The sequence below is a fragment of the Vibrio sp. STUT-A11 genome (genome assembly GCF_026000435.1).
Taxonomy (GTDB): Bacteria; Pseudomonadota; Gammaproteobacteria; order Enterobacterales; family Vibrionaceae; genus Vibrio.
Map to the genome: position 1 here is coordinate 1,175,765 of NZ_AP026764.1, position 25,854 is coordinate 1,201,618.

General features: G+C 44.0%; 19 protein-coding genes. 11 read left to right on the forward strand and 8 right to left on the reverse strand.

Annotated elements, in window-relative coordinates; all coding sequences use genetic code 11:
• Together OO774_RS20965 and OO774_RS20970 are read right to left on the reverse strand one after the other, a co-directional pair.
• Window positions 1-1,380, reverse strand: coding sequence for a nodulation protein NfeD (locus OO774_RS20965; protein WP_264906447.1), 1,380 nt, complete (start codon window positions 1,378-1,380; stop codon window positions 1-3).
• Between the two features lie 175 nt (window positions 1,381-1,555).
• Window positions 1,556-4,207 carry an EAL domain-containing protein gene (locus OO774_RS20970; protein WP_264906448.1) on the reverse strand — a complete coding sequence of 884 codons (2,652 nt, stop codon included), beginning with the start codon at window positions 4,205-4,207 and terminating at the stop codon, window positions 1,556-1,558.
• 363 nt (window positions 4,208-4,570) lie between these two features.
• Between OO774_RS20970 and OO774_RS20975 the strand changes: the two genes are divergently transcribed.
• The 4 genes from OO774_RS20975 to OO774_RS20990 all read left to right on the forward strand — a co-directional run bounded on the left by OO774_RS20975 (window position 4,571) and on the right by OO774_RS20990 (window position 9,282).
• On the forward strand, window positions 4,571-4,696 hold the full coding sequence (locus tag OO774_RS20975) for a hypothetical protein (RefSeq protein WP_264908739.1): 126 nt from the start codon (window positions 4,571-4,573) through the stop codon (window positions 4,694-4,696).
• Window positions 4,697-4,734: 38 nt separating this feature from the next.
• Window positions 4,735-5,208 (forward strand): OsmC family protein, encoded by a 474-nt coding sequence (locus OO774_RS20980; RefSeq protein WP_264906450.1) that lies wholly within the window; start codon window positions 4,735-4,737, stop codon window positions 5,206-5,208.
• A gap of 265 nt (window positions 5,209-5,473) precedes the next feature.
• On the forward strand, window positions 5,474-8,032 hold the full coding sequence (locus tag OO774_RS20985; RefSeq protein WP_264906452.1) for a glycoside hydrolase family 3 C-terminal domain-containing protein: 2,559 nt from the start codon (window positions 5,474-5,476) through the stop codon (window positions 8,030-8,032).
• Window positions 8,033-8,274: 242 nt separating this feature from the next.
• A complete protein-coding gene (locus OO774_RS20990; RefSeq protein WP_264906454.1) occupies window positions 8,275-9,282 on the forward strand; it encodes an AraC family transcriptional regulator in 1,008 nt (335 codons plus the stop codon).
• Between the two features lie 24 nt (window positions 9,283-9,306).
• Here the strand turns inward: OO774_RS20990 and narL are convergent, their stop codons facing one another.
• The 6 genes from narL to cobA all read right to left on the reverse strand — a co-directional run bounded on the left by narL (window position 9,307) and on the right by cobA (window position 17,310).
• Window positions 9,307-9,951 carry a two-component system response regulator NarL gene (gene narL, locus OO774_RS20995; RefSeq protein ID WP_264906456.1) on the reverse strand — a complete coding sequence of 215 codons (645 nt, stop codon included), beginning with the start codon at window positions 9,949-9,951 and terminating at the stop codon, window positions 9,307-9,309.
• Between the two features lie 104 nt (window positions 9,952-10,055).
• Window positions 10,056-11,810, reverse strand: a complete 1,755-nt coding sequence (locus OO774_RS21000; RefSeq protein WP_264906458.1) for a bifunctional protein-serine/threonine kinase/phosphatase — start codon at window positions 11,808-11,810, stop codon at window positions 10,056-10,058.
• A gap of 188 nt (window positions 11,811-11,998) precedes the next feature.
• Window positions 11,999-13,468, reverse strand: coding sequence for a NarK family nitrate/nitrite MFS transporter (locus OO774_RS21005; protein ID WP_264906460.1), 1,470 nt, complete (start codon window positions 13,466-13,468; stop codon window positions 11,999-12,001).
• 81 nt (window positions 13,469-13,549) lie between these two features.
• On the reverse strand, window positions 13,550-13,876 hold the full coding sequence (gene nirD, locus OO774_RS21010) for a nitrite reductase small subunit NirD (RefSeq protein WP_264906461.1): 327 nt from the start codon (window positions 13,874-13,876) through the stop codon (window positions 13,550-13,552).
• Between the two features lie 36 nt (window positions 13,877-13,912).
• On the reverse strand, window positions 13,913-16,453 hold the full coding sequence (gene nirB / locus OO774_RS21015; protein ID WP_264906463.1) for a nitrite reductase large subunit NirB: 2,541 nt from the start codon (window positions 16,451-16,453) through the stop codon (window positions 13,913-13,915).
• Between the two features lie 44 nt (window positions 16,454-16,497).
• Window positions 16,498-17,310: a uroporphyrinogen-III C-methyltransferase gene (gene cobA, locus OO774_RS21020; RefSeq protein WP_264908677.1), complete on the reverse strand. Its 813-nt coding sequence runs from the start codon at window positions 17,308-17,310 to the stop codon at window positions 16,498-16,500.
• Window positions 17,311-17,695: 385 nt separating this feature from the next.
• On the opposite strand from cobA, the gene OO774_RS21025 reads away from it, so the two are divergent.
• The 7 genes from OO774_RS21025 (at window position 17,696) to OO774_RS21055 (ending at window position 25,785) form a co-directional block, all read left to right on the forward strand.
• Window positions 17,696-20,188: a nitrate reductase gene (locus OO774_RS21025; protein ID WP_264906465.1), complete on the forward strand. Its 2,493-nt coding sequence runs from the start codon at window positions 17,696-17,698 to the stop codon at window positions 20,186-20,188.
• Between the two features lie 244 nt (window positions 20,189-20,432).
• The gene (gene nifH / locus OO774_RS21030; protein ID WP_264906467.1) at window positions 20,433-21,308 is read left to right on the forward strand and encodes a nitrogenase iron protein; all 876 of its coding nucleotides are present in this window, start codon (window positions 20,433-20,435) and stop codon (window positions 21,306-21,308) included.
• A 65-nt stretch (window positions 21,309-21,373) separates the two neighbouring features.
• Entirely contained in the window at window positions 21,374-22,843 is a 1,470-nt protein-coding gene (gene nifD, locus OO774_RS21035; RefSeq protein WP_264906470.1) for a nitrogenase molybdenum-iron protein alpha chain, read from the forward strand.
• 77 nt (window positions 22,844-22,920) lie between these two features.
• On the forward strand, window positions 22,921-24,486 hold the full coding sequence (gene nifK / locus OO774_RS21040) for a nitrogenase molybdenum-iron protein subunit beta (protein WP_264906471.1): 1,566 nt from the start codon (window positions 22,921-22,923) through the stop codon (window positions 24,484-24,486).
• Between the two features lie 60 nt (window positions 24,487-24,546).
• Window positions 24,547-24,768: a putative nitrogen fixation protein NifT gene (gene nifT / locus OO774_RS21045; RefSeq protein WP_264906473.1), complete on the forward strand. Its 222-nt coding sequence runs from the start codon at window positions 24,547-24,549 to the stop codon at window positions 24,766-24,768.
• Between the two features lie 16 nt (window positions 24,769-24,784).
• Window positions 24,785-25,474, forward strand: a complete 690-nt coding sequence (locus OO774_RS21050) for a NifB/NifX family molybdenum-iron cluster-binding protein (RefSeq protein ID WP_264906475.1) — start codon at window positions 24,785-24,787, stop codon at window positions 25,472-25,474.
• Complete coding sequence (locus OO774_RS21055; RefSeq protein WP_264906477.1) at window positions 25,471-25,785, forward strand: hypothetical protein; 315 nt, start codon at window positions 25,471-25,473, stop codon at window positions 25,783-25,785. Before OO774_RS21050 ends, OO774_RS21055 begins: the two co-directional genes overlap by 4 nt.
• Window positions 25,786-25,854: the final 69 nt, after the last annotated feature.

Below are 25,854 nucleotides of genomic sequence, written 5' to 3' on the forward strand. Positions count from 1 at the left end.
CTATTTATTAGGGCGGTCACTGGGCTTCACGGTTAAGGTTAGCCCTTTAACATTAACAACGGTAACTTGGTCACCTTGTTTGAGTCCTTGGTGTTCTTCTGTTTTGGCTTGCCAGAATGCACCGTCCATTTGCACACGGCCTTCGCCGTCAATAAAGTCATCACTGACTACTGCATGTTTACCCGGGTACGTCTCTAAGCCGGTAGTCACATGTCGTTGGCGAATTCTAACCAGCATGCCGACGGTCAACACGATAAGTGCGACAGAGAAGATTGAAAGACCAAAAATTAAAGGCAGCGCGACTTGGAAGCCTGGTAAGTCACTATCCATAAGGAATATTGACCCCAGAATAAAGGCTGCCACACCGCCTAAGCCCAAAACGCCAAAGCTCGGGCTGAATGCCTCTGCTACCATAAGTGCGATACCTAGTAATAACAGACCTAAACCTGCGTAGTTGACAGGCATCATTTGCAGTGCGTACATGGCAAGTAACAGGCAAATACCGCCTAAAACGCCGGGTAAACCGATCCCAGGATTATAGAATTCCAAAAGCAGGCCATAGATTCCGATAAGGATAAGAATGTAAGCGACATTTGGGTTGGTGATAACGGCTAACATTTCTGCACGCCAATCGGGCACTCTTTCCACCCAAACCGGATTATCCAATGATAATGTTGAGGGTTGATTGTTTATGTTGACGGTTGTGCCGTTTATCAGTTGAACCAGTTCTTCTGGAGAGTTAGCGATATAATCAATGACATTCAGTTCTAGTGCTTCTTGTGCATCCAGACTGGCCGCTTCACTGACCGCTTTCTCCGCCCATTCGGCATTGCGGTCATGTAATTTGGCTAGACCTTTAATGTAGGCTTTCGCGTCATTAATGACTTTTTTCTCCATTGCTGTTTTAGCGGGGACTTTTTCTGAGGTGCTATCTGCAGGTTCTTGTTGGTCTTTGCCTTGTTCGTTTTGATCTTCGCCAGGGGAAGGGGCTCCCGGTGCACCACCACCTAACGCAACTGGAGTAGCCGCACCAAGGTTTGTTGCTTCGGCCATTGCTGCTACGTGACTGGCGAGAAGAATATAAGTACCTGCACTGGCCGCTCTGGAACCTGAAGGGCCAACCCAAGTGGCGACGGGAATAGATGATGTGGTGATAGCATGGATGATGTCTCTCATCGAGCTATCGAGGCCTCCCGGAGTATCCATTTTCAAAATGACTAATCTGATATTTTCCTGCTGAGCCTGCTCTATTTCTCTGGCAAGATAATCGCTGATAGCGGGGCCAATCGCACCATTAACCGGGACGATCCATACCGTGTTCGCCAATGCTTGACTGGCAAACAGGATAAACGGCAAGAGCCATATTCGTATTCGTTTCATACCGTCCTCCTAGTGCAGTGACAGGGACTTGTTTAAAGTATATACGCAAGTAGTCACTGTATGCGTCGTTAGATGACTTTGGTTTGTAAGATCAGGAGAGAGGGAATGAACGGTAAAGGCGGTGCAGGGGCTGTCGGCAGGCAAGTTCAAAGAATGATTGCCTGCCTCACTTAAGCTAATGGATTGGTTTACCGGAGAACTTCTCCAATACTTCCTTTGCTTTCATAGGTTTATAAAAGTAGAAGCCTTGTAGGTTATTGACATTCCAGACTTTGAGTTTACGCACCTGACTCGCTGTTTCTACACCTTCTGCAACGATGGCTAATCCTAACTCCTGAGACATATTTACAATATTACGTACAATTGTTTTCGCTCGATCATTGAATTCAATTTCATCAATATAGGACTTGTCTAGTTTGACAATATCCAGCGGGAAGTTACAGATGCTACTGAATGATGAGTAGCCGGTACCAAAGTCGTCCAAAGCGAGCTGAACGCCCAGCCTCTTAATCTCGTTGATACTGTTGATAGAGTCGGATTTAGCACCCATTAACATACTTTCGGTGATTTCGAGCACAAGGCTTCCTGCAGAGATTTGGTATTCATCAATCAATGTCGTGAGGTAGGAAATTAATTTTGAGTGATAAAAATGACGTGCACTCAAGTTAATGTGAACGGAGAGTTGCGGTAACCCCTTAGCGATACGCTCTCGATTGAGTGGACCAATAAATGCGCAAGATTGCTCGAGGATGGACTGCCCAAGCTCAATAATCAATTTTCCTTGCTCAGCCACGGGAATAAAAGCAGTCGGTGATACCATACCGAGTTCTGGGTGTTGCCAGCGTGCAAGCGCCTCAAAACCGATGACGTCTTCTGACTTGGCATCAACGATGGGTTGATAGTACGGAGTGATTTTTCCCTGCTGTATTGCGCCTTCTAAGTCACGATTAATGATTTTTAACGCTTCTGCTTGTTCGGATAGTGCTTCTCCAGTAACGAAGACTTCACGAACCTTTTTTCCACTTAACGATTGTGCTGAGTGGCGAGCCGCCATCAGAAGATGATCCACAGGCTGGTGGGTGATTTTGGGGTCCATCATCACGGCTTTGCTGTTAAGAGATACAGTGATGCCAGAAAAAACAGCCTTACATGAGAGTTGTTTTAACAAGTGATTGGTGGATTCAATCACATCCTGATGGTTTGCCTCATCAGGGATTAAAATAACAAATTCATGTTCACTGACACGACCTATTTTATATTGCCCCAATGCTTCACGCAGCAATTTGGCAAGGTGCTGAACGGCTTCGTCGAAGACGCGGTGTCCGTATACTTCTGCAAGTTGCTTTAGCTGCTTATTTTTAAGAAAAACAAATGAAAAGCGATTAGGTTGTGTTTTTACCAGCTTATCAAGTGCTTCCATGATAGATGCGCGATTGCAGAAGCCGGAGACAGGGTCAAAATCGGTCAATTGCTGAATCATCTCCGCTTGTTGTTTTGCTTGCCTAATGTCCTGAATTAGCAGCATGATTGCGCTCTGCCCATGGTGCTGGATGAACGCGGCTTCAATCAGACAGTCAATAGTATCGCCGTTACCATCGAGAAGTTGCGCTTCGAACAGTGTTCTGCCGTTTTCTAATTCAATCAGCATTTCCTTGAGTCGTGCTTCTCGGTCATCATGCGCGCAAAGGGAATCGAGTGGACGCTTAATCAATTCAGACTTTTGATGATTGAGTATGTCTAACGCTCGTGGGTTGGCATCGACAATTTCACGCTCAATCACAAAAAGCATACCTAACGAAGAGCTATGATATAACGCACTAAAGTTGTGCATTGAATCTTTTAACTGAGACTGTGTTATGGATGTATTGTCAGAAAGCTTCTGTATCAATTTAGTCGCGAGTTCCAGCTCATCCTCAGTAATTGACTGAACAGGTTCAAGTTTATATTCCGACACGATTTTGTGCATGTCGTCAGCAAAGTGATTGAATCGAATTGCGACTTTCTTTTTGAAAATGGCTAGTGTGACCGTTGCGATGGCTGTAGCGACAACACCGACGGTAGCGAATAGGTAAAGAAACAGCGCACTACCTTTAGAGTAGTAATCACGTGTCATTTCCGTTTCCAACCATGCAATTGGAGAACCTCCGAGGTCGTTCAGCAGCGTAGATTTGGTAATAGCCGTCGAAGACTTCACAATCTCGCGCGCAAGGGTATTATCTGCTTGTGGGGATACTAGAGGGGCTAATGCGTTTTGTGCAGATAGTATGGCTGCAAAGTCACCGAGAAAACGCGTCGTTAAATTCCTTCCCCACAACAACCAGCCATTTGAAGCACTACTACCCTTACTGTTTTTTACCGGTGTTAAAGTAAGCCCCCAGATAGTGTTATCGATTTTTAATAGCCCAGAAAGTTGGGTTCGATGAGAATCCGGTTTTTGGTTCGTTGACACTATATGCTGTTGAATGAGCGGATGATGTACAACTTTAGTGGATAACGCAGAAGATTTTTCAGGTGAATTTTCTCGAGTCAGTGAGAGCATCTCTTGCCCAGCAAGCGTGACAAACGACATCATATCCAGATTTAACGAGTTGAGCGTTTCTAAGTACAGGTTTCGCTCGGTATAGCCTGTTATGTCGGGGCTATCGAGAAAAAGATCGTAAGTTTCATCCCAATATGCCCAGTCATAAGAGTTAGCATTTTGTTGGGATACCATCAAATCAACCACAGATAGCGCTTGCTGGTTGGCTAGGTCAATTTCCATGTTTTCCAATTGGTCGACGCTATACAGAAAAAAATAGCGACTTATAATCAGACAACTTAGTACCATTCCAAGCAAACCAAGTGAGAAGTATAGAGCCGTCTTATAGCGAAGGTTTAAGTTAGATAAGCGAAATGTTTGCATTAAAAAATGGTTATAGGTATAAGTTTTGTGAAAGTGTATGGCATCTAATACTATATTTTTTTGATGAAAGTTCAAATTGTTAAAATTGAATTGGCGAAATATTGATAGAGTGTTGCTGTATGGGCTCCGCGTAGTTACCCACGATATAGATATTCAAACAAAACAACGCATGATGTTGGCTTGTACGCACTATGGCTATTAAACGCTTTGAAACGAAAAAGTACGGTTTTTTATCTGAGTTTCTAAATTTTGTCGGTGATAGTAAACTGTCTAAAAAATAAGGAACTTATGATGTTTATTGTTTACCGATTAGCCAAATTAGCCATTATCTGTATGATCTTCTTCACCATTTATGATTTAATTGCCTATGGAGAGATCACTTGGTTTCATCGACTGTTGTCATTCTTTAACTAATTTAAATGATGTAATACACAAACAGATAGGAAGTGAGTATGAGTAAGCACACCGCCTTAATCGAATGGCAGCGTCAATCAAGTGAAGTTTTTAGCGACAATCAGTACAGCCGGGCGCACACTTGGTCGTTTGATGGCGGCTTACAAGTACCCGCTTCTCCTTCCCCTCATGTGGTTCCGCTTCCATTGTCAGTCGAAGAAAATGTGGATCCGGAAGAAGCGTTTGTTGCGGCACTCTCGAGCTGTCATATGTTGGTGTTTTTGTCGATAGCTGCTAAGCGACGTTATGTCGTTGACTCTTATGTTGACGCCGCTGAGGGTGAGCTCACAAAAGAAGGCAACGGCAAAGAGTGGGTATCCCGCGTGACGCTGAATCCAAAAATCGTATTTTCTGGCGATAAACAGCCTACGTTTGCACAGATAGAGAAAATGCATCACATGGCACACGAAAACTGTTTTATTGCTAACTCTGTTAAAACTGAAGTGTTTACCAATATCCTCTCCCCAAGTTAGTAGAATAAAACCGCGCTCACACTTTTTACTCTTACTCCGAAAGGCAAAAACGGCGCACCGAATGTCAAAGTATCTTGCCCAAAAACTCAATAGTATTTGCTTAAACCCAAGGCAACGACAAGATGCTTGGTTTTGAGTGAACGACTTTGAATGAATTGTCTCTATCTCTGCATCATTTCCCCCCAAATTGGTGCTCGTGATAACGCTCCGAATTTTGCATCTTGAAGTTGCTTGGGTATGACGTGAATACAAAGGAGTAAAAGGGATGTTAAAGACCAAATTAAGCGTTGTGTCGGTGATGGTCGCGACCGCACTGCTTGCAGGCTGTAATGACAGTGATACAGATACGATAACTGATAACGAGCGTCTTGAAGCTCAGGCTCAAGAGATAGTCTCTAAGATGACGTCAGACGAAAAACTAAAAATGGTTATCGGCCCTGGCTTTTTCTCACAACCAGTAAACCTGGACCCAGACAAAGCCGTTGCCGGTACTGTTGGATATATTAACGGTGTTAAAAATGAGGAAACGGGCCTAGATGTTCCTGCTATTAAGTTAATGGATGGTCCGGCAGGTATTCGTATTTCAGCTACCGTTGACGGTGATCCAAATACTTATTATGCAACCAACTTTCCATCAGCGACGGTACTTGCTTCAACCTGGAACGCTGACTTAGTTCAAAGAGTGGGTGATGCTGCTGGTGAAGAAGGTAAAGAATACGGTGTTGATATCTGGCTTGCGCCTGGTATGAACATTCAACGCCACCCGCTAGCGGGTCGTAACTTTGAGTACTTCTCAGAAGATCCTTTAATTAGTGGTGTCATGGGTGCTGCGATTGTTAATGGCGCACAAGAGCATGGTATTGGTACCACAATCAAACACTACGTAGCGAATAACTCTGAGACGTTGCGTCGTACTTCAAACACTGTCATTACCCCTCGAGCGATGCGCGAAATTTATTTGCGTGGTTTCAAATATACCATTCAGCACGCACAGCCGTGGGCGATTATGTCATCGTACAACTCAGTTAACGGCGAGAACGTTGGTGAGCGCACTGACCTAATGAACACCATTGCTCGAGATGAGTGGGGCTTTGAAGGTCTGGCGATGAGTGACTGGTGGGCAGGTTGGGATCCTGTTGAGATGTTGAAAGCGGGTACCGATGTCATCGAGCCGGGCGGTGTATGGCGTTTCGGTGGTAGTGATGATTGGTCTCCTTACCTTGTAGATGCTTATGAGAGAGGCGAGTTGACTGACGAAGTACTCGACAAAAATATCGTTAGAATACTAAAACAGTCTCTGAAAACACCAAGTGCTCTAGGTACTCCGTTTACCAGAACGCCAGATTTGGCAGCGCATGCGGAAGTGGCTCTGCAGGCGGCTGAAGAAGGCATTATAATGCTGAAAAATAATGCTGCATTACCACTGGCAACAACTTCTAACATCGCGACATTTGGTATTGGTCAGTACGCTACACTTCCTGTTGGTGGCGGTAGTGGTTCGGTTAACTCAGAGCATATTGTTAGCTTTAATGAAGGTCTAAGTGAGAAATATACGCTCAACTCTGATCTAGAAGATCTATACATGAACGTGTACAACTCTACCTCTTTAGAAGGTTCAATGGAGGTACATGACGAAGACTTTAACGCAGACAAATACTGTGAAGGTGGCGCACAAGCTGGTGAAACAAACCCAGCAGGTACTTTTGCTGTGTGTCGAGAGCTGAACATTGACACTGCGTCAATTACAGCAGCTGCTGACAGTAGCGACGTTGCAGTCATTACCATCACTCGTACTACTGCGGAAGGTACCGATAACCCAGAACGTACGGAAGAGCTGACTCACCCGATGAACGAAGGTTACTACCTAAATGCGGTTGAACGTTCACTGATTACTCGAGTTTCTGACGCCTTCCACGCTGTGGACAAGAAAGTTGTCGTAATCCTAAACGTAGGTAACTCAATTGATACGGCAGAATGGCGTGATGAAGTTGACGGTATCTTAGTAACTTACTTACCAGGTCAGACAGCTGGTACGGCAGTCGCGAACATCATCTCGGGTGAAGTCAACCCAAGTGGTAAGTTAGCGCAAACTTTCCCAATGGGTCTGGATACGGTTTCAAGTTACTCTGAAGATGGTGGTTCATTCCCAGGTAAGTTTGAAGATGGCCAAAAAGTCAACGCTGGGCCTCATGATGCGCCTGAGTTGAATTACGATACATGTTTTGTGCTTGCTGACGCTGATTGTGATGAGCGTGACTTCAACCAGTACTACAGCGATGATATCTATGTCGGCTACCGCTACCACTCAACTTTCGATGTTGACGTTGCGTACCCATTTGGTTTTGGTTTGTCGTACACCACATTTGACTTTGCGAACGCAGCAGTAGTTTCAAATACGTTTAATTCTGAGGGTGCTGAAGGCAGCGTATCTATTACCGCGACAGTTCGAAATACTGGTGGTTACGCAGGTAAAGAAGTCGCTCAGGTTTATGTATCGGCTCCAGATGTTAAATTGGCTAAGCCTGAAATTGAATTGAAAGCATTTGATAAAACCGATGAAATTGCTGTTGGTGGCGAACAAACGCTTACATTCGATATCTCCGCAGAAACGTTAGCAAGCTTTAACGAAGCGAGTGACCAATGGATTATTGAGCCTGGTACGTATACCGCTTATGTTGGTAACTCTTCAAGCCTTAATGGTAGCCAGACTGTTACTTTCTCGATTGACAATGAAATTGTCGTCAGTGATACCACTCCCGGTACTATTGAGCTGCAACCAGAATACGGCCCTTTGCTAGAACAAAGATTGTTAAAAAAGCAGTAAACGTTAATTAATCATTAATTCAGTGACTCAAGAGGTGGACTTCGGTTCACCTCTTTTTGTGTTGTGGCACATAAAATCAGAAAAAATGTGTTGTTTTCTTAATCGGCGTGGATTCGGGATCACAAATCTATCTAAAACAATACGATCATTATCATGGTTTTTATCAATTTGTAACGTTTGATAGATACAAAGGCCCTATAATAAATTATTTCACGGATCGAAAATAATTGGTTGAGTCTGTTATGGGATATTCTGTTTCAAGTTTATTAATAAACCGAAAAGTGAGCTTATTGTCTTCAATTGGTGTGGACGTTGACTCTATTATTTCGCAGTGCAATATTAATAAACTAAATTTAACCAATCCTAATGGAAGAATTCCTTATCAACAGAGCAAAGAATTTATTATTAAAACATCTGAATATAACCGTCATATTTATAAAGATTACTCATCTGTTACGGGTTTATATGACTTGTTTCCTCAGTTATTTAATTTATCTTTAAATGAATCAAATGCCGTTAACGCTATTGATAGCTTTTTAAAATACAGATTCATTATTGGCGATAGCGACCATTGTCACATGGATGTTGTCGATGACAAAATTTGCATTGAGTACAGCAATACAGATCCTGCTGCACCTATGAACGGTTCTGTGGGGCACTTCCTTTTGATTCGTGACATCCTGAACAAGTACGTCGATGATATTGAATGCAGTATTATGTTCGACAGTTCAATCAAGTTAGGCAAAAACTTTACCAACGATCAATTTGAATCGAACTGTCTATTTGGCCAAAATAAAAATCAAATGATCATAAAGTCATCTTCTTTGTTCGAAAAAAATAATTCGTTCAATGAGTATTTACATGGATTACAAGAAAATAATATTGAACAGCTTCGTAAGCAAATTCAAATTACTCATGGTTTTTCAAACGTGGTTAAGGAAATCATTAAAAGCTTAATTGAAGATAAATATTTCATAAATGATTTATCACTTCTAGAAGAGGTTTGCCATAAAGTTGGCGTGAGCCGATGGACGTTAAATAGAAAATTAAATGCAGAAAAAACCTCTTTTAGTGAATTAGAAAAAGACATCAAGATGGAGAAAGCTTGTTTATTATTGGGAAGTACAAATAAGTCAATAAATGAAATTAGCGAGTTATGTGGTTTCTCGTCACAGTCTAACTTTACAAAATTTATGCGTAAAAACCACGACATGTCTCCTATACAGTACCGTAAAGCCTATTCAAGTTAACTCCATTCCACTCCCATTTTCGTTTTAATGGTTATCGATCATCCAGACGGCGGCTTCTAAGCGCGAGCTGACATTCAACTTCTTTAAGAGATTTTTGACATGGACTTTTACCGTCGAGTCGGTGATTTTCAGTTGATGAGCAATGAGTTTATTACTCATGCCTTTGGATATCAGCGATAAGATTTCAAGTTCTCGATTGGTGAGGGTTTTTAGTGGGCTTTCTTGCGCGTGCTTTTTTGGTTTACTGCTCGATTGAAGAAGGACTTTGGTCAGTCGATCAGACAAGGCGAGTTGTCCCAATACCGCTTGTTTTATATTAGATACGATGTCTTCCGGCTCCATGTCTTTTAACAGGTAACCATCTGCACCGCTTGATATGGCATTGAGAACATCATCTTCGTTGTCAGATACGGTTAGCATCACAACACGGGAAGTGACGCCTTTTTCTCTCATTTGTCGGACGGTTTCTAATCCGTCTATTCCTTGCATGTTTAGATCAAGAATGATTAGGTCCGGGTCGTGCTGAACCGCACCTTCAACGGCATCTGTACCGTTGTTGTACTCACAAATTACTTGCAAGCCTTCCTCTAGGGCAATCAGTTGTCGTAAGCCACTGCGAAATAGTGGGTGGTCGTCGACCAACATTATAGTTGCTTCTTCTAAGCTCACCGTTAACTCCTTTAACGCTTCTTAGTACTTTATCATCATGATTTAGAGTCACTAAATCTACAATTATTTTTCGCGCCGGAAAAATATTCCCTTACCTGTAGCGTCTAATTGGGTGTTAAGCGCAGTAAAAGCAGCCCTTCAATGACTGCAACGGAACAAGCGATCAAAGCAAAGGACTTCCAAAATAAAATCGGGTTACGTTTCAGTAGCGGTTTGTTGCTTACCCCGTTTAATAGTTGGGTATTCGGGGTAAACAGGTCTGCAACGAAGTCTCCAAGTGCCTTATAACGGTTGTTGGGGAATTCTGATGTTGCCTTTTTAAATGCGAGGTCAACCCAAAGCGGGACATCTTCGCGATATTCTTTAATGGTATGATATTGCCATTTGACATGTCTGGCTTGCTGCAACGTTTGCTGAGAATGTTCTTTATACGGGAGATGCCCAGTGAGCATTTCGTAGCCAATTATACCGATGGAAAACAGATCAGAGAGTGTACTCGCTTGCCCGGTATTAATGTACTCAGGCGCGGTATAATTAACGGAGCCAAGTGGGAAGGTGACGTTTTCTTCCGTTTGCATTTCGCTGAGGCCTTTCACTTCAACGGCACCAAAGTCGATGATTTTCACTTCCTGATTTTTCGTGATCATAATATTTTCGGGTTTAAGATCACGGTGAACCATGTCTGCACGCTGGAAAACCCGTACTGCTTTTACGATGCCATCCAGTATCTCACGCACCGTATCGAGCTGTGGGCTGGGGTGATCATGCATCCATTGACGCAAAGTTATTCCTTCAATGTGTTCGCAGACTTGATAGAGAAATTTTGAGTGCCTTGGCCTTGGAAACATTTTCATTACGCGCGGACTGTCCAGTTGAGTCGCTATCCAATATTCATTGGCAAACCGCTTTAGCGTCTCAGGGTCATCACTGTAATTCAGTGATGGTGCTTTAATAATGACATTGCCGCCTTTTTGTTTATCTAAAGCGAGATAAACGTGACTGCGTGATCCTTCGTATAGGGTTTTTAGTATTTCAAAATGATCCAGGTTCTGACCTTGTTTTAATGCTGGTGGAATGTTGTTGGCGAGTAAGGCTGTTTGATGTTCAATTAAGTTAAAGCTTGGTAATTCAACCACTTTCAATACGATACAGCTTGTATTGTCAGTGCTTCCTTTTAATAATGCCGTGTCGCATAGGTCTTGAGCCAGCTCGTCGCAAGAGTCTATGGTGTTAACTCGACGTTTGATTTCATCATGCGTTAAGGTCTCATGCACGCCGTCTGTGGTTAAAATTAATTTATCGTTTTCTTCGAGTGACAATGTCTGAAAATCAATCTCGACTTTTTCATCCATACCAAGGGCCCGAGTCAGATAACTCTGGTGGCCAAAATTAGTGCGCTGATGATCGCGGGTTAGAAGAGTGAGGTTGTTGTCTCTATAAAGATAAACTCTGCTATCACCAACATGAAAGATATGACAGGTATTGGATTTAATCACAATGGTGCTGAAAGTCGTCACCATACCGTTATGGTAAAGATGATCTTTGCCCTGAGTATAAAGCCAGCTGTTTAAACTGGTGAGTAATTCACTGACGGAGCGCTTAATGCTCCAACTTGATGGAGTAGCATAGTAGTCCGTCACAAATTGAGTGGTAGCAGTCTGGCTGGCTTGTTGAGCCTGGTTACTGCAACTCACACCATCCGCGATACAAGCCACAACCCCTTTGTAAGCGAGTTCATCGCGAGTGTTGGGGTATTTGACGATAAAAGCGTCTTGGTTTTCTGCTCTTTTACCGGTTAAAGAGCACCCAGAAAATTCGATATGTTGCTTCTCTTGAGCTGACTTTTCTTGAACTAACATTGGGTCTTCCCTGCCGCATTTCCCAGAATAAAAAGGAACAAGAACAAAAGCTCAACCATCGATGGTCGAGCTTTTGAACGATATTGAAACAGTAACAACCTAGTGCATATAAGTTAGTAAAGCTCAATATCTCCCGATAAACCTTATTTATATCAAACTTATTTATAAAACCCTTCTCTCTATAAACTTTAGCTAGATACGTCGATAAGTGTCACACTGCCATCTTCGTTAACTTCTGCAATTTTACCTGATGGCTCTTCCATAAACAGCAGAGCAACGAAACCAACGACTGCCGTCGCTGCGATTACGTAGAAGAACGTTTGGTAAGATACGAAAGATAAAATAGTCAGGTAAGTCACTGCGCCAACATTACCGTAAGCTCCTGTCATCCCCGCAATCTGTCCAGTCATGCGACGCTTGATAAGAGGAACGGTTGCAAATACAGCCCCTTCGCCTGCTTGAACAAAGAATGAACATGCCATTGCAGCGGCTACTGCTACCCATACTGGCCAACTTTCGTTTACTTGTCCCATCAGGAAGTAACCCACAGCAAGACCAGCCGTTAGGATGAGTAGTGTTAGCTTACGGCCAAACTTATCTGAAATTAAACCACCGCCAGGACGAGACATCAGGTTCATGAAGGCGTAAGCCGAAGCTACCATACCTGCGACGACAGGGGACAATTCAAAGGTTTCTGAAAAGAACAGTGGCAACATTGAAATCACGGCGAGCTCAGAGCCAAACGTTGCAAAGTACAGAACGTTAAGAACCGCAACTTGTTTGAATTTGTACTGATGAATAGGTTCTACTGGCTTTGTGAAAATCGTTTTGTTGACTTTCCAAACCTGATTCGCGTCGATAATGTAAAGCACCACGAGTCCCGCGTAGATTGCGTTTACCATCCAATGGTCGAGCATGTTGATGTTGCTAGGAGATAATTTCCACGCAAGCAGTGCAAGTACGGCGTACATAGGCACTTTCATCGCCAGTAGGAAAAAGAAATCGCCTTTCGATGTCACTTCCATCGCTGACAAGTGTTTTGGTCGGAAATAGGTGGCTCCCTTTGGCGTATCTGATACGTTTTTGTAAAAAATAACCGAGAATAGAAGGCTCATCACACCCGTTAGAGCGGTAGCGTAGCGCCATCCGTCGTCACCGCCGAAGACTAATGCTAGCGTTGGTAGGGTAAATGCTGCTGCGGCCGAACCGAAGTTACCCCAGCCACCGTAAATGCCTTCTGCAGTACCAAGTTGGTTGTGTGGGAACCATTCAGACACCAGACGAATGCCGATAACAAAGCCAGCACCGATAAAGCCAAGTAGGAAACGAGCGATAGCGGCCTGAATAAATGAGTCTGCAAAGGCGAACATAAAACATGGAATGGAGCAGACGGCTAGCAATGCTGAATAGACAATGCGAGGTCCAAAACGGTCGGTAAACATGCCGATGAGTACGCGAGCGGGTATGGTCAGCGCAACGTTTAAAATTAACAGGGTTTTTATTTCCTGAGTGGATAGACCAAGTGTTTCTTTGACCATTTGTAGCAATGGTGCAAAGTTGAACCAGACAACAAAAGTAATAAAAAATGCCATCCAGCTTAAGTGGAGGATCTTCATTTTTCCTGTAAAGGAAAAGAGTGTAAATTTAGAGCTTTCCATGTTCATTATTCCTTTTAAAAGTTTTCTCAGCGTCATTGCCTTGTTAAGGCAATGACCTGGTGCTTTTACTGATACTGCTCGTTACTGTCTTATCTCAATGATGCCGTTGTTGTTTCTTACTTCATAAATCGGCACGTTATATTCTGGGTTTTCAATGCATTGCCCTGTTTCTAGGCAAAAATGCTGTTTATATAACGGTGATGACACACACAATGTTTCGTCTATGCAGCCAACAATGCCTCTCGATAAAATATTGGCTTTACCGATTGGGTCGTAGTTAGAAATGGCATGCAAAGAGTTAGTGCGCTGACTGAAAAACACCGCGATTTGTTTTTCTTCTACTTTGGCGCAGACACCAGTGTTGGGTGCGATTACCGATGATTCACAGATTGATATCCAGTTACTCATATCGATTCTCCTAAAAATTAAATATCCAGATTGGTATCAGTTAACTTCGACCACTTCGATAGCAAGCTCTTCTGCTGTGTTTTTCGGGAACTTCTGTTCTCTTACTTTGACGAACTGAAGTGATTCATCACGATCAGGACTGTTGATAAAGTGGCTGAATCGACGCAGCTTTTCAGGGGATTCCAATGTGGTCTTCCACTCACACTGGTAATTTGCCAGGCTCTCTTGCATCGATCTTTCCAGTTCTTCGGCTAGCCCGAGCTTATCCTCAATAACCACTTCTTTGAGGTAATCAAGGCCACCTTCAAGGTTCTCAAGCCATACAGAGGTACGCTGCAATCTGTCTGCTGTGCGGATGTAGAACATAAGCACTCGGTCGACGTATTTAATCAAGGTTTCATCGTCGAGGTCGGTTGCGAGTAAATCAGCGTGGCGTGGGCGCATACCGCCGTTACCACACACGTAGAGGTTCCATCCTTTGTCTGTCGCTATCACGCCAATATCTTTTGACTGAGCTTCTGCACATTCACGAGTACAACCGGATACCGCAAACTTAAGCTTGTGAGGGGAGCGAAGGCCTTTGTAGCGATTTTCTAAATCGATAGCGAAACCGACGCTATTGCCAACGCCGTATCGACACCAGGTGCTACCCACGCAGGACTTAACGGTACGAACCGATTTACCATAGGCGTGGCCAGTTTCGAAGCCTGCATCAACTAAGCGTTGCCATATTGCTGGAAGGTCATTGAGTTGAGCGCCAAACAGGTCAATTCGTTGTCCTCCGGTGACTTTGGTATAAAGATCGAAATCACGCGCGACTTCACCAATAACGATGAGTTTTTCTGGTGTGATTTCGCCCCCGGCGACGCGTGGTACAACAGAGTAGGTACCATCTTTCTGCATGTTACCCAGGTAGATATCGTTGGTATCCTGAAGCTCGATATGTTCATCCTGCAAGATGTAATCATTCCAATAGGAGGCTAGGATAGAACCCGCCGTCGGTTTACACACTTCACAACCCAGCCCTTGACCGTATTTTTCTAACAGTTCATCGAACGTTCTGATTTTGTTTACACGGATAAGATCACTGAGTTCCTGACGTGAATACGCAAAGTGCTGGCAAATATCGTTATTGACTTCAACGCCCAGTTTTTCTAATTCACTGTCGAGCACCTGTTTAGCCAACGCGCTACAGCCGCCACAACCCGTTGATGCGTTAGTGGTTTCTTTTAATGCGGCCATTGTGGTGCAGCCAGAAGCCACGGCTTGTTTAATTGAACCTTTCGTGACATCGAAGCACGAGCAGATGACTGCGCTGTCTGGCAATGCTTCAATGCCGAGCCCGGCTGATTCATCTTCAGCCACGTTAGGCAGGATTAATACCGATGGGTTCTCAGGTAGCGGAAGATCGTTTTGGCGAATCTGTAATAGGTTGCCATAGGCATCTGCATCACCCACTAATACCGCACCAACAATTTTTTTCTTGTCTTCAGAGACAATCAGGCGCTTATAGACTTGTTCAATCTCGTCTTTGTAAGTGTAAGACAACGCACCAGCCGTTTGGCCATGAACTTCGCCAATGCTTGCAACGTCAACACCCATTAATTTCAGTTTGGTGCTCATATCGGCACCTGTAAATTGTGCCGCCTGCTCTGAGCCAAGAATGTGTTGAGCCGCCACTTTCGCCATTTGGTAGCCCGGTGCCACTAGACCGAAGATACGTTGTTCCCACAATGCGCACTCACCAATCGCATAGATATCTTCATAGTTGGTTTGGCAGTGATTGTTGATCACAATACCGCCACGCTCTCCAATGTCTATGCTGCTATTACGAGCCAGTTCATCTTGTGGGCGAATGCCTGCTGAAAAGACGATCATGTCAGTATCAATATGAGTGCCATCAGCGAAGTTCATTCTGTAGCGGCATTCATTTCCATCGATGATTTCTGTGGTCGCTTTTTCTGTATGAACGGTAACACCCAGTGCTTCAATCTTACGGCGAAGTAAATCACCGCCATCTTGGTCTAATTGAACCGCCATAAGACGAGGCGCAAACTCGACAACATGAGTTTCTAGCCCTAGGTTTTTGATCGCATTGGCTGCCTCTAAGCCCAAAAGCCCGCCACCAATCACTACGCCAACTTTGCTCTCTTTACTTGAGCGCTCTATCTCGTCCAGATCTTCGATGGTTCTGTAGACATGGCAGAATTCTTTCTCATTACCAGGAATCGGTGGGACAAACGGGTATGAGCCAGTAGCAAGAACCAATTTGTCATAGTTCTCAACACGACCTGAAGAGGTAACAATCTCTTTAGCGTCCGGGTTGACGGTGCTTACTTTTTCATTCAGCAAATATTTTATGCCGTTTGACTGATAGTAACCTTCGCTGGTTAACGAAAGATCGTCGACAGTTTTACCCGTAAAGTAAGAGGTCAATTGAACACGGTCATAAGCCAGGCGAGGCTCTTCAGAAAACGTTATTACTTCAACATTCTCTTGTTCAGACTGGATTAAAGTGTCGATAAACTTATGGCCAACCATTCCGTTACCGACCACTATGATTTTTTGCTTGCTCATAATCTCATTTCCTTTAGTGATTCTGACTTTCCATGGCCGTGTAATCAGGCGCTTTTGAGTAAACGTGACTCGGAAAGTGCTTCCGTATTTTTGTTATTAAGCTGCTGTAACCAGTCCATTTGGTTAGCCACAGAGACAACGTTACCGATGACGATTAATGCTGGAGACTTTATTGAGTGACGCGAGATCAATTCGGAAAGCTCGGATAGCTGACCTACGATTGTTCTTTGCTGTGGCGTACAACCATTTTCAATAATTGCCACGGGCTTATCTGTGTTCATACCTGAACTGATCAACTGCTCTTGTATAAGTGGTGCTTTGGTCAAACCCATATAAATGACCAGCGTTTGGTTGAGTTGAGCCAATGCATTCCAGTTGATCTCAAGCTTCTTATCGGCGTGCGCGGTGATGAATGTGCACCCCTGAGCTAAACCGCGGTGGGTGAGTGGGATATTGGAGTACGTGGAACATCCGGATGCGGCTGTAATACCTGGAACAACGTTGACACTGATGCCTAATTTAGTCAGGAACAGCATTTCTTCTCCGCCACGTCCGAAAACGAATGAGTCTCCACCTTTAACACGACATACGTTCTTTGCATCCAAAGCAAAATTCGCAATCAGTTGGTTTATCTCTTCTTGTTTATAGCTGTGACAACCTTTTGCTTTGCCGACATAGACGAGCTTGCAATGATCAGGAAACAAAGCACGCACATCTTCACTGACTAAGTTGTCATATACGATGACATCGGCACGCTCAATGGCTTTAATTGCTTTAACGGTAAGTAGGTCAGGATCGCCAGGACCAGCACCTACCAGTGATACGCTTCCAATTACTGAATCTTGTGTATTCATCATCATTGCCTCGAATGTGATTTTGCTAGTTGTATCTCACAAAGCAATATGAGTGCCATCATGATTTATTTTTTGAAAAAATACATAAATATATTTAAATACAGATACTTAGTGTCTGTGTCGCTTATGTTAGGTGGAATGTATAGGAAAGAGAGGCTAATACCAAAAGTGGTAGACGAAGGTGGTAAATGGTCAACGTTGCATCAAAATAGGTAAATATACACAAAAGGTGGTAGTTTTAAGGGGGGGGTCAGTCTACCACTTTAGGGTTAGTTGCTTTTTTAAAGTACTGAAAAATAACAATAATAAACCTAAAATAACAAAATAATGGTGATTGGAATGAATTTTGCTGGTTAGTTCTTAAAAATAAAGTTGGAGACTGGTGGGTATGAGCGAAGGATGGATCAAATCAACGTGTGCTTATTGTGGCGTAGGGTGTGGAATTGAAGCCAGACCAATGTCGAATGGACGATTAGAAGTTCGTGGCGACAAAGAGCACCCCGCAAATTTCGGTAAGTTATGTACTAAAGGTATTGCTTTAGGAGACACTGTTATCCATGACGGCCGCTTATTGACACCAAAACTTAGATCAGACGCTGGTGAATGGTGTGACACCGAGTGGGACGAGGCGCTATCTCGCGTGGCAAAAGGTTTCGCTGATACGGTCGCAAAATATGGTCCGGACTCTGTCGCATTTTATGTCTCGGGACAGCTCCTGACAGAAGATTACTATGTGGCGAATAAACTGATCAAAGGCTTTCTCGGTACCGCGAATATCGACAGTAACTCGCGCTTATGTATGGCTTCCAGCGTTGTTGGACACAAACGCGCTTTCGGGATGGATACGGTTCCGGTCTGCTATGAGGATCTTGAGAAAACGGATTTGGTGATCTTGGTTGGTTCTAACCTGGCCTGGTGTCATCCGGTACTATTTCAGCGCTTAAGAGCCGCTAAGCAAACAAACGCTAATCTAAAAGTTATTGTCATCGATCCACGTCGAAATGAATCCTGTGAAATTGCGGACCTTCACTTAGCGATTAATCCGGGTTCGGATGTCTCACTATTTAATGGTTTATTGGTGCATCTCGGTGAACATAATAAGATGGATCATTCATTTATTGGTTCATCGACAAATGGCTTTAGTGATGCCTACCAGTCAGCGTTAAATGATGCCGATGTGAGTGAGACTACTGGTATTGATATGGCTTCGCTACAGCAATTTTATGAATATTTTGCTCAAACAGAAAAAGTCATCACGGTATATTCCCAGGGGGTGAATCAGTCCTCTCAGGGCTCCGACAAAGTAAATAGCATTATTAATTGCCACTTAGCGACAGGAAAGATAGGTAAAGAAGGTGCTGGTCCATTTTCTGTTACAGGACAGCCCAATGCGATGGGCGGCCGGGAAGTTGGTGCTCTGGCGAACACGCTAACCGCACATATGGAGTTCAATCATCCTGATGATATTGAGAACCTTGAAGCCTTCTGGCAAACCGACACTTTAGCGAAGAAGCCAGGATTAAAAGCCATTGATATGTTTGATGCCATTCATCGCGGTGAGATTAAAGCGGTATGGATCATGGCGACAAACCCGATTGTAAGCCTTCCTGATAGCGACAAAATTAAACAAGCTTTGGAAAACTGTCCTTTGGTGGTGGTTTCCGACTGTATTGAGAACACGGCTACAACTGCTTATGCGGACATTTTATTACCAGCGCAAGGCTGGAGCGAAAAATCGGGCACCGTGACAAACTCTGAACGTCGTATCTCTCGTCAACGTCGACTTCTGGCTAGTCCGGGTATGGCTAAACCGGATTGGTGGATTATTTCTCAAGTGGCACAAAGAATCGGCTTTAAAGACGCATTTGATTACCTACATGAAGGAGAAATATTCAGAGAGTATGCCCAACTGACAACAGTAGGTAACCCAGGCCAGGGAAATGAAAAGGCCAAACAAAGAGACCTGAATTTGACTGGACTTACTGAAATCACTGACTCTGAGTATCACTCGTTGTCTCCACAGCAGTGGCCTGTTGTGCAGAAACAACAGGAGGTTGTCCATCAGAGAATGTTTGCAGATGGTCGTTACTTTACAGACGACCACCGCGCCAACTTTATTGCGGTAAAACATCTGCCACCGCAAGCAACAACAAGCAAAGCTTTCCCGTTAGTACTGAATACCGGCAGAAGTCGGGATCATTGGCATACCATGACCCGAACGGGGTTATCGACTCGTTTGGCAGAGCATGCCAGTGAGCCGTACGTATTGATTCATCCCAAAACGGCGATGCAATATGGCATTTGTGACGGTGAGATGGTCACTGTGTTCAATTCGCACGGTGAGTGCGTCGTTAAGGCTATGATTTGTGATTCGATGAAGACAGGTGAACTTTTTGTCCCTATTCACTGGAATGAAATTACCGGTCCGTTAAGTAAGCCTTGTGCTTTGGTTGATGCCCGTACGGATAACTTATCAGGCCAACCAGAATTTAAATATACCCCTGTTGATATCAAGCCTTATGATTTCCAGACCTGCGCCACTGTGCTGGTGAGTGAGGCGATTGCTTTTGATAATGTCGGCTATGTCGCCAGACAAAAAGTGGAGGGTGGCTACCTGTATCGAATCCGTACACCAATGGAGATGACGGAACTTCAGCAAAAAATAGAGTCATTGTTAACGCATATTCGACCGATAGATAAGCAGATATCCAGAGATGATCCATTAATAAAAGGGATGATCACCGTAATAGAGAAGAAAGTCGCCTCTTTATATAAGCTAACCAAAGATGAGCCAAGCTCACATGAAGTCCAAGCGTTGAGTGAGTTATTCACCAAGAGTGTCGACGATGATTTTTCTCTGCATGCTTTAATGGGGAACTAGCCAAAACCCCGCCCCAACGGTCGCCCCAAGGGTAACATTCGACTTTTCGTTACCCTTTACTCCTTCTTATGCCAACCCATTCAATCACGACCAACAAACCTTGTACTAAAACCAACAATGTCAGTTGTTTGTTTTCAGTAATACAATGATGGTCTCGTATAAGTCATTGAAATGTATAAAGTTTGGTTGTTGGTATGCATTTCGCAATATCTGTCATGAGTCTAAATTAAAAAGGAGATAGACCATGGCAATTCGTCAATGTGCAATTTACGGAAAAGGCGGTATCGGCAAGTCCACTACCACTCAAAACTTAGTGGCGGCTCTAGCTGAAGCTGGTCAAAAAGTAATGATCATCGGTTGTGACCCAAAAGCGGATTCAACTCGTCTTATCCTACACACTAAGATGCAAAACACCATCATGGAAATGGCAGCGGAAGCCGGTACTGTTGAAGACATCGAACTAGAAGATGTACTACTGACTGGTTATGGTGACGTTAAATGTGTTGAGTCAGGTGGTCCAGAGCCAGGCGTTGGTTGTGCAGGTCGTGGTGTAATCACAGCGATCAACTTCCTGGAAGAAGAAGGTGCATATGAAGATGACCTAGACTTCGTATTTTACGATGTTCTTGGTGACGTTGTGTGTGGTGGTTTCGCGATGCCAATTCGTGAAAACAAAGCACAAGAAATCTACATCGTTGTTTCAGGTGAAATGATGGCGATGTACGCGGCGAACAACATCTCTAAAGGTATCTGTAAGTACGCTGCAACCGGTAGTGTTCGTCTTGCCGGTCTTATCTGTAACTCTCGTAACACTGACCGTGAGGATGAGTTAATCAAGGCTCTAGCCGCTAAGATCGGTACTCAAATGATCCACTTCGTCCCTCGTGACAATATCGTACAGCGTGCAGAAATCCGTCGTATGACCGTTATTGAATACGATCCCCACTGTAACCAGGCTGACGAATACCGCACGCTAGCTAAGAAGGTTATTGAGAACGAAATGTTCGTGATTCCTGAGCCATGTACCATGGATGAGTTGGAAGACCTACTAATGGAATTCGGCATCATGGAAGTGGAAGACGAGTCTATCGTTGGTAAAACTGCGGCTGAGTTGGCGTAAGCGACTGATTTAGCTTGAATGTTTATTAAGCCTAAATGAGCTTTAAATGGATTTGGAGACAGATTATGTCGATGAATAATGAACAAAAGCAGGCGCTGATAGACGAGGTATTGGAAGTCTACCCTGAGAAAGCGCGTGAAGACCGTGAGAAACATGTTGCGGTTAGTGATTCTAAATCAGAAGGGACTTGTATCACGTCAAACCGTAAAACGGTTCCCGGTGTAATGACTGTGCGTGGCTGTGCTTACGCAGGTTCTAAAGGGGTAGTTTGGGGACCTGTCAAAGATATGATTCATATCTCTCATGGCCCGGTAGGTTGTGGTCAGTACTCTCGTGCTGGTCGTCGTAACTACTATTCAGGTACGACTGGTGTTGATTCATTTGGTACGCTGAATGTCACAACTGACTTCCAGGAACGTGACATCGTTTTTGGTGGAGACAAAAAACTTTCAGCTGCAATTGATGAACTTGAGCAACTGTTCCCGCTATCAAAAGGCATCTCTATTCAGTCAGAATGTCCGGTTGGTCTTATCGGTGATGACATCGAAGCGGTAGCAAAAGTAAAAGGCGCAGAAATCGGTAAAACCATCGTCCCTGTACGTTGTGAAGGTTTCCGTGGTGTATCTCAGTCTCTGGGTCACCATATCGCCAACGATACTATTCGTGATTACGTTCTCGATGCAACTGAAGGTGAAGAGAAAATCGAATCAACCCCTTATGATGTAGCCATTATTGGTGACTACAATATCGGTGGTGACGCTTGGTCTTCTCGTATCATCCTTGAAGATATGGGTCTACGTGTTGTTGCTCAATGGTCTGGTGACGGTACGCTACCAGAAATGAAAAACACACCAAAAGTGGCATTGAACCTGGTTCACTGTTACCGCTCTATGAACTACATCGTTCGTTACATGGAAGAGAAACAGGGTATTCCATGGATTGAATACAACCTGTTTGGTCCAACCAAGATCGAAGAGTCAATGCGTAAGATTGCGGCATTCTTTGATGACAAGATCCAGAAGCAAACTGAAGAAGTGATTGCTCGCTACCGTGAGCAATGGCAAGCGGTTATCGACAAGTATCGCCCTCGTCTCGAAGGTAAGTCAGTGATGCTTTACGTCGGTGGTCTGCGCCCTCGTCACATCATCGGTGCGTATGAAGACTTAGGTATGGAAATCACTGGTGCAGGTTATGAGTTCGCTCACAACGATGACTACGTGAAGACGACGCCGGAAGTGAAGGATTCCACGCTGCTATTCGATGATGCAAGTGCATACGAACTGGAAGAATACGTTAAAGCGCTGAAACCAGACCTTGTTGGTTCAGGTGTTAAAGAGAAATATGTATTCCAAAAAATGGGCTTCCCATTCCGTCAAATGCACAGCTGGGATTACTCAGGTCCTTACCACGGTGTTGATGGCTTCGCTATTTTCGCCCGCGATATGGATTTGACTATCAACAACCCTTGCTGGAACAAGATGAAAGCACCTTGGTTGGAAGAAGCATCAGAAGAAGCGCTAGCGAAAACTGCTTAATGTGAGTTGGAAAGGATTTCCAATTAATGTAACCCGAGCCGGAGTTCACAGATTAGTGGCACGGTAGGAGAATACTCATGACTCAAAAAGTTGAAGATATTAAAACTGGTTATGCTCTCTTTCAGCAACCAGAATATCAAGAGATGATGTCGAACAAACGCGCATCTTTTGAACAAGGCATTGATGCTGAGAAGGTTAGTGAAACCTTTGAATGGACAACAACCAAAGAATACCAAGAGATAAACTTTGCTCGTAAACACATCACGATTGACCCGGCAAAAGCTTGTCAGCCATTGGGTGCGGTACTGTGTTCTCTAGGTTTTGAGAAAACATTACCATACGTACACGGCTCTCAAGGTTGTGTTGCGTACTTCCGTAGTTATTTTAACCGTCACTTCAAAGAGCCAGTAGCGTGTGTGTCTGACTCAATGACAGAAGACGCGGCAGTATTTGGTGGTCAGGAAAACATGTTCCAGGGTTTGGAAAATGCGTTCGCGCTATACAGACCAGAAGTGGTAGCGGTTTCGACTACCTGTATGGCTGAGGTAATTGGTGATGACTTGAACGCGTTTATCAATAACGCGAAAGATAAAGGTCATATTCCAAAAGAGCTACCTACACCATTTGCACATACACCATCGTTTGTTGGTAGTCATGTGACGGGTTGGGACGGCATGTTTGAAGGCATGATGAAATACTTTACTGATCAAGAAAGTATTAATGTTGGCAGCAATGGCAAAATCAACATCGTACCTGGATTTGAAACTTACCTTGGTAACTATCGCGTCATTCATCGTATGTTGAAAGAAATGGACGTTGATTACTCTTTCCTATGTGATCCATCTGAAGTATTGGATACCCCTGCAGACGGTGAATACCGTATGTATGCTGGTGGTACTTCAATTGAAGAAATGAAAGATGCACCGAATGCTAAAACAACGTTCTTGCTTCAGCCTAATCAACTTGTGAAATCTAAAAAATACATCGAGGGTGTTTGGAAACACGAAGTTCCTGCAACGACAATCCCTATGGGGCTGGAGTGGACAGATGATTTCTTAATGAAAGTGTCTGAAGTCACTGGTCAACCGATTCCTGCTTCTTTGACTAAAGAGCGTGGTCGTCTTGTTGACATGATGACTGACTCGCACACTTGGTTGCACGGCGTGACGATTTCACTATACGGTGACCCAGATTACCTATTGGGTATGTGTAAGTTCCTAACCGAGCTTGGTTGTGAAATTAAGCATGTTCTTTGTAACAACGGTTCGAAGAAGTGGAAGAAAGAAATTGAAGCACAACTTGCAGAAACACCATACGGTGCCGATGCCGAAGTGTTCTTCAAACAAGACTTGTGGCACCTACGTTCACTAATGTTTACTGACAAACCCGATCTATTGATTGGTAACTCGTACGGTAAATTCATTGAGCGTGACACTAAAGCGAAAGGTCCTGAGTTTGAAGTACCACTAGTGCGCATTGGTTTCCCTATTTTCGACCGCCACCACTTACATCGCCAATCTACACTGGGCTATGAAGGTGCAATGTACGTCTTAACCACTTTGGTTAACGAAGTACTGGCTAAGCTGGATCGTGACACAAGCGACCTAGGCAAAACTGACCTTGGTTTTGACTTAGTTCGTTAATCTAAATGACCGGCGGTATTTACCGTCGGTCCTTTTTCAGCCTAAAACGAGGGAGTTGTTATGGCTAATGTAATGATTCAGTACAACGAAAATAACCAGTTGTCGCTTTATTTACCTAAGAAGGATTTGGAAGAGGTCATTACTTTCTTCGAATTTGATTCTGAAGATAAATGGGGTGGTGAAGTGCGCCTGGCAAATGGTGCTATTTATCATATTGATCCCATGACCAGAAAACCCAGATTACCAATCACGGTGAAAGCCAGAAGGTTACAAGCGGCGTAAGTTAAGGGGGAATATCATGATGGACACTACTATTTCTGACCAAGCAGCTTTTCGAGTTGCTTTAGCGTCTAAATCGCTACCGAATATCGACTTACGCTCTTTGTTAGGGCTATTGATCCAACATCTGGGTGAGCCGCTTACTGAAACTAAGTTAGTGGGTTTATCACCGAAAGCGTTTCGTTTAATGGTGAGCTCTCTTGGTTCTGGACCGACACGCAAAGATGTGTCGAGTGCTCTGGATGTGTTGTGCAATCCGGAAGTGAGCGATGTTTCAGCACCACAAGTTTCGGTACAAGCGCCGATTGCAGGACCAAAACTCAAAGTCGCTTTGACCTCGAATCAGGGCGAGGTGGTGAACGGCCATTATGGTTCTTGTTTACGTGTGTTGATTTATGAAGTCAGTGCCAAGGAGCATCAGTTGGTTGAAGTTCGTGACATGCCGACTGAGAAAAAAGGCGAACAACGTGCTATCGCGATGTTAGACAGAATTCGTGATTGCCACATGTTGTTCACCCTGTCTATTGGTGGCCCCGCTGCTGCGCGTGTCACTCGCGCCAATATTCATCCGATTAAAAAAATGACACCGATGTCAGCGGAAGAAGTTCTGAGTGATTTATCTAACGTAATTGCGACCAACCCACCGCCATGGATTAAACGTATTCTAGGCATTGACACTCCCGAGAGAATATTGGAGGAAGAGCTATGAGTAATTCTGCTACCGCTGAGCATGCTACCGGCATTGAACTGGCTAGTTTATCCGAGAGTATGCTGTCTACTATTGTTTCGCAGTTAGACAATGAATCCGATATTAGTCAGGACACCTTATCTCGCCTGCAATTCAGTTATCCTGATTTGCGTTTTACTCTCTGTTTTGAAGAAGAGATGGGCTCCCATGATGCGTACGTCGAAGCGAGTGGCTTTGATGTCCATTTGGTGTCTCATAGTACGTCTGGGTGCAGTTCTCTGACTCAGGAATTAGCTCAGAGTTCCGGCCTGGTGATTGCGCTTCACGATTAGTGAAGTGCTTTTTGTCAGTTTTACGACAATGTCAGCTTTTGTTTTTGTCAGTGCCTAATTTAATCAATG

Bases quoted from the DNA above. Each gene is read 5' to 3' on its own strand.
- nifK (WP_264906471.1), top strand. From the start codon at position 22,921: ATGACTCAAAAAGTTGAAGATATTAAAACTGGTTATGCTCTCTTTCAG.
- OO774_RS21050 (WP_264906475.1), top strand. From the start codon at position 24,785: ATGATGGACACTACTATTTCTGACCAAGCAGCTTTTCGAGTTGCTTTA.
- OO774_RS21025 (WP_264906465.1), top strand. From the start codon at position 17,696: ATGAGCGAAGGATGGATCAAATCAACGTGTGCTTATTGTGGCGTAGGG.
- OO774_RS21055 (WP_264906477.1), top strand. From the start codon at position 25,471: ATGAGTAATTCTGCTACCGCTGAGCATGCTACCGGCATTGAACTGGCT.
- OO774_RS20975 (WP_264908739.1), top strand. From the start codon at position 4,571: ATGATGTTTATTGTTTACCGATTAGCCAAATTAGCCATTATCTGTATG.
- OO774_RS20980 (WP_264906450.1), top strand. From the start codon at position 4,735: ATGAGTAAGCACACCGCCTTAATCGAATGGCAGCGTCAATCAAGTGAA.
- nifT (WP_264906473.1), top strand. From the start codon at position 24,547: ATGGCTAATGTAATGATTCAGTACAACGAAAATAACCAGTTGTCGCTT.
- cobA (WP_264908677.1), bottom strand. From the start codon at position 17,310: ATGATGAATACACAAGATTCAGTAATTGGAAGCGTATCACTGGTAGGT.
- OO774_RS20990 (WP_264906454.1), top strand. From the start codon at position 8,275: ATGGGATATTCTGTTTCAAGTTTATTAATAAACCGAAAAGTGAGCTTA.
- nifD (WP_264906470.1), top strand. From the start codon at position 21,374: ATGTCGATGAATAATGAACAAAAGCAGGCGCTGATAGACGAGGTATTG.
- OO774_RS21000 (WP_264906458.1), bottom strand. From the start codon at position 11,810: ATGTTAGTTCAAGAAAAGTCAGCTCAAGAGAAGCAACATATCGAATTT.
- OO774_RS20965 (WP_264906447.1), bottom strand. From the start codon at position 1,380: ATGAAACGAATACGAATATGGCTCTTGCCGTTTATCCTGTTTGCCAGT.
- OO774_RS20970 (WP_264906448.1), bottom strand. From the start codon at position 4,207: ATGGTACTAAGTTGTCTGATTATAAGTCGCTATTTTTTTCTGTATAGC.
- nifH (WP_264906467.1), top strand. From the start codon at position 20,433: ATGGCAATTCGTCAATGTGCAATTTACGGAAAAGGCGGTATCGGCAAG.
- OO774_RS20985 (WP_264906452.1), top strand. From the start codon at position 5,474: ATGTTAAAGACCAAATTAAGCGTTGTGTCGGTGATGGTCGCGACCGCA.
- nirD (WP_264906461.1), bottom strand. From the start codon at position 13,876: ATGAGTAACTGGATATCAATCTGTGAATCATCGGTAATCGCACCCAAC.
- nirB (WP_264906463.1), bottom strand. From the start codon at position 16,453: ATGAGCAAGCAAAAAATCATAGTGGTCGGTAACGGAATGGTTGGCCAT.
- OO774_RS21005 (WP_264906460.1), bottom strand. From the start codon at position 13,468: ATGGAAAGCTCTAAATTTACACTCTTTTCCTTTACAGGAAAAATGAAG.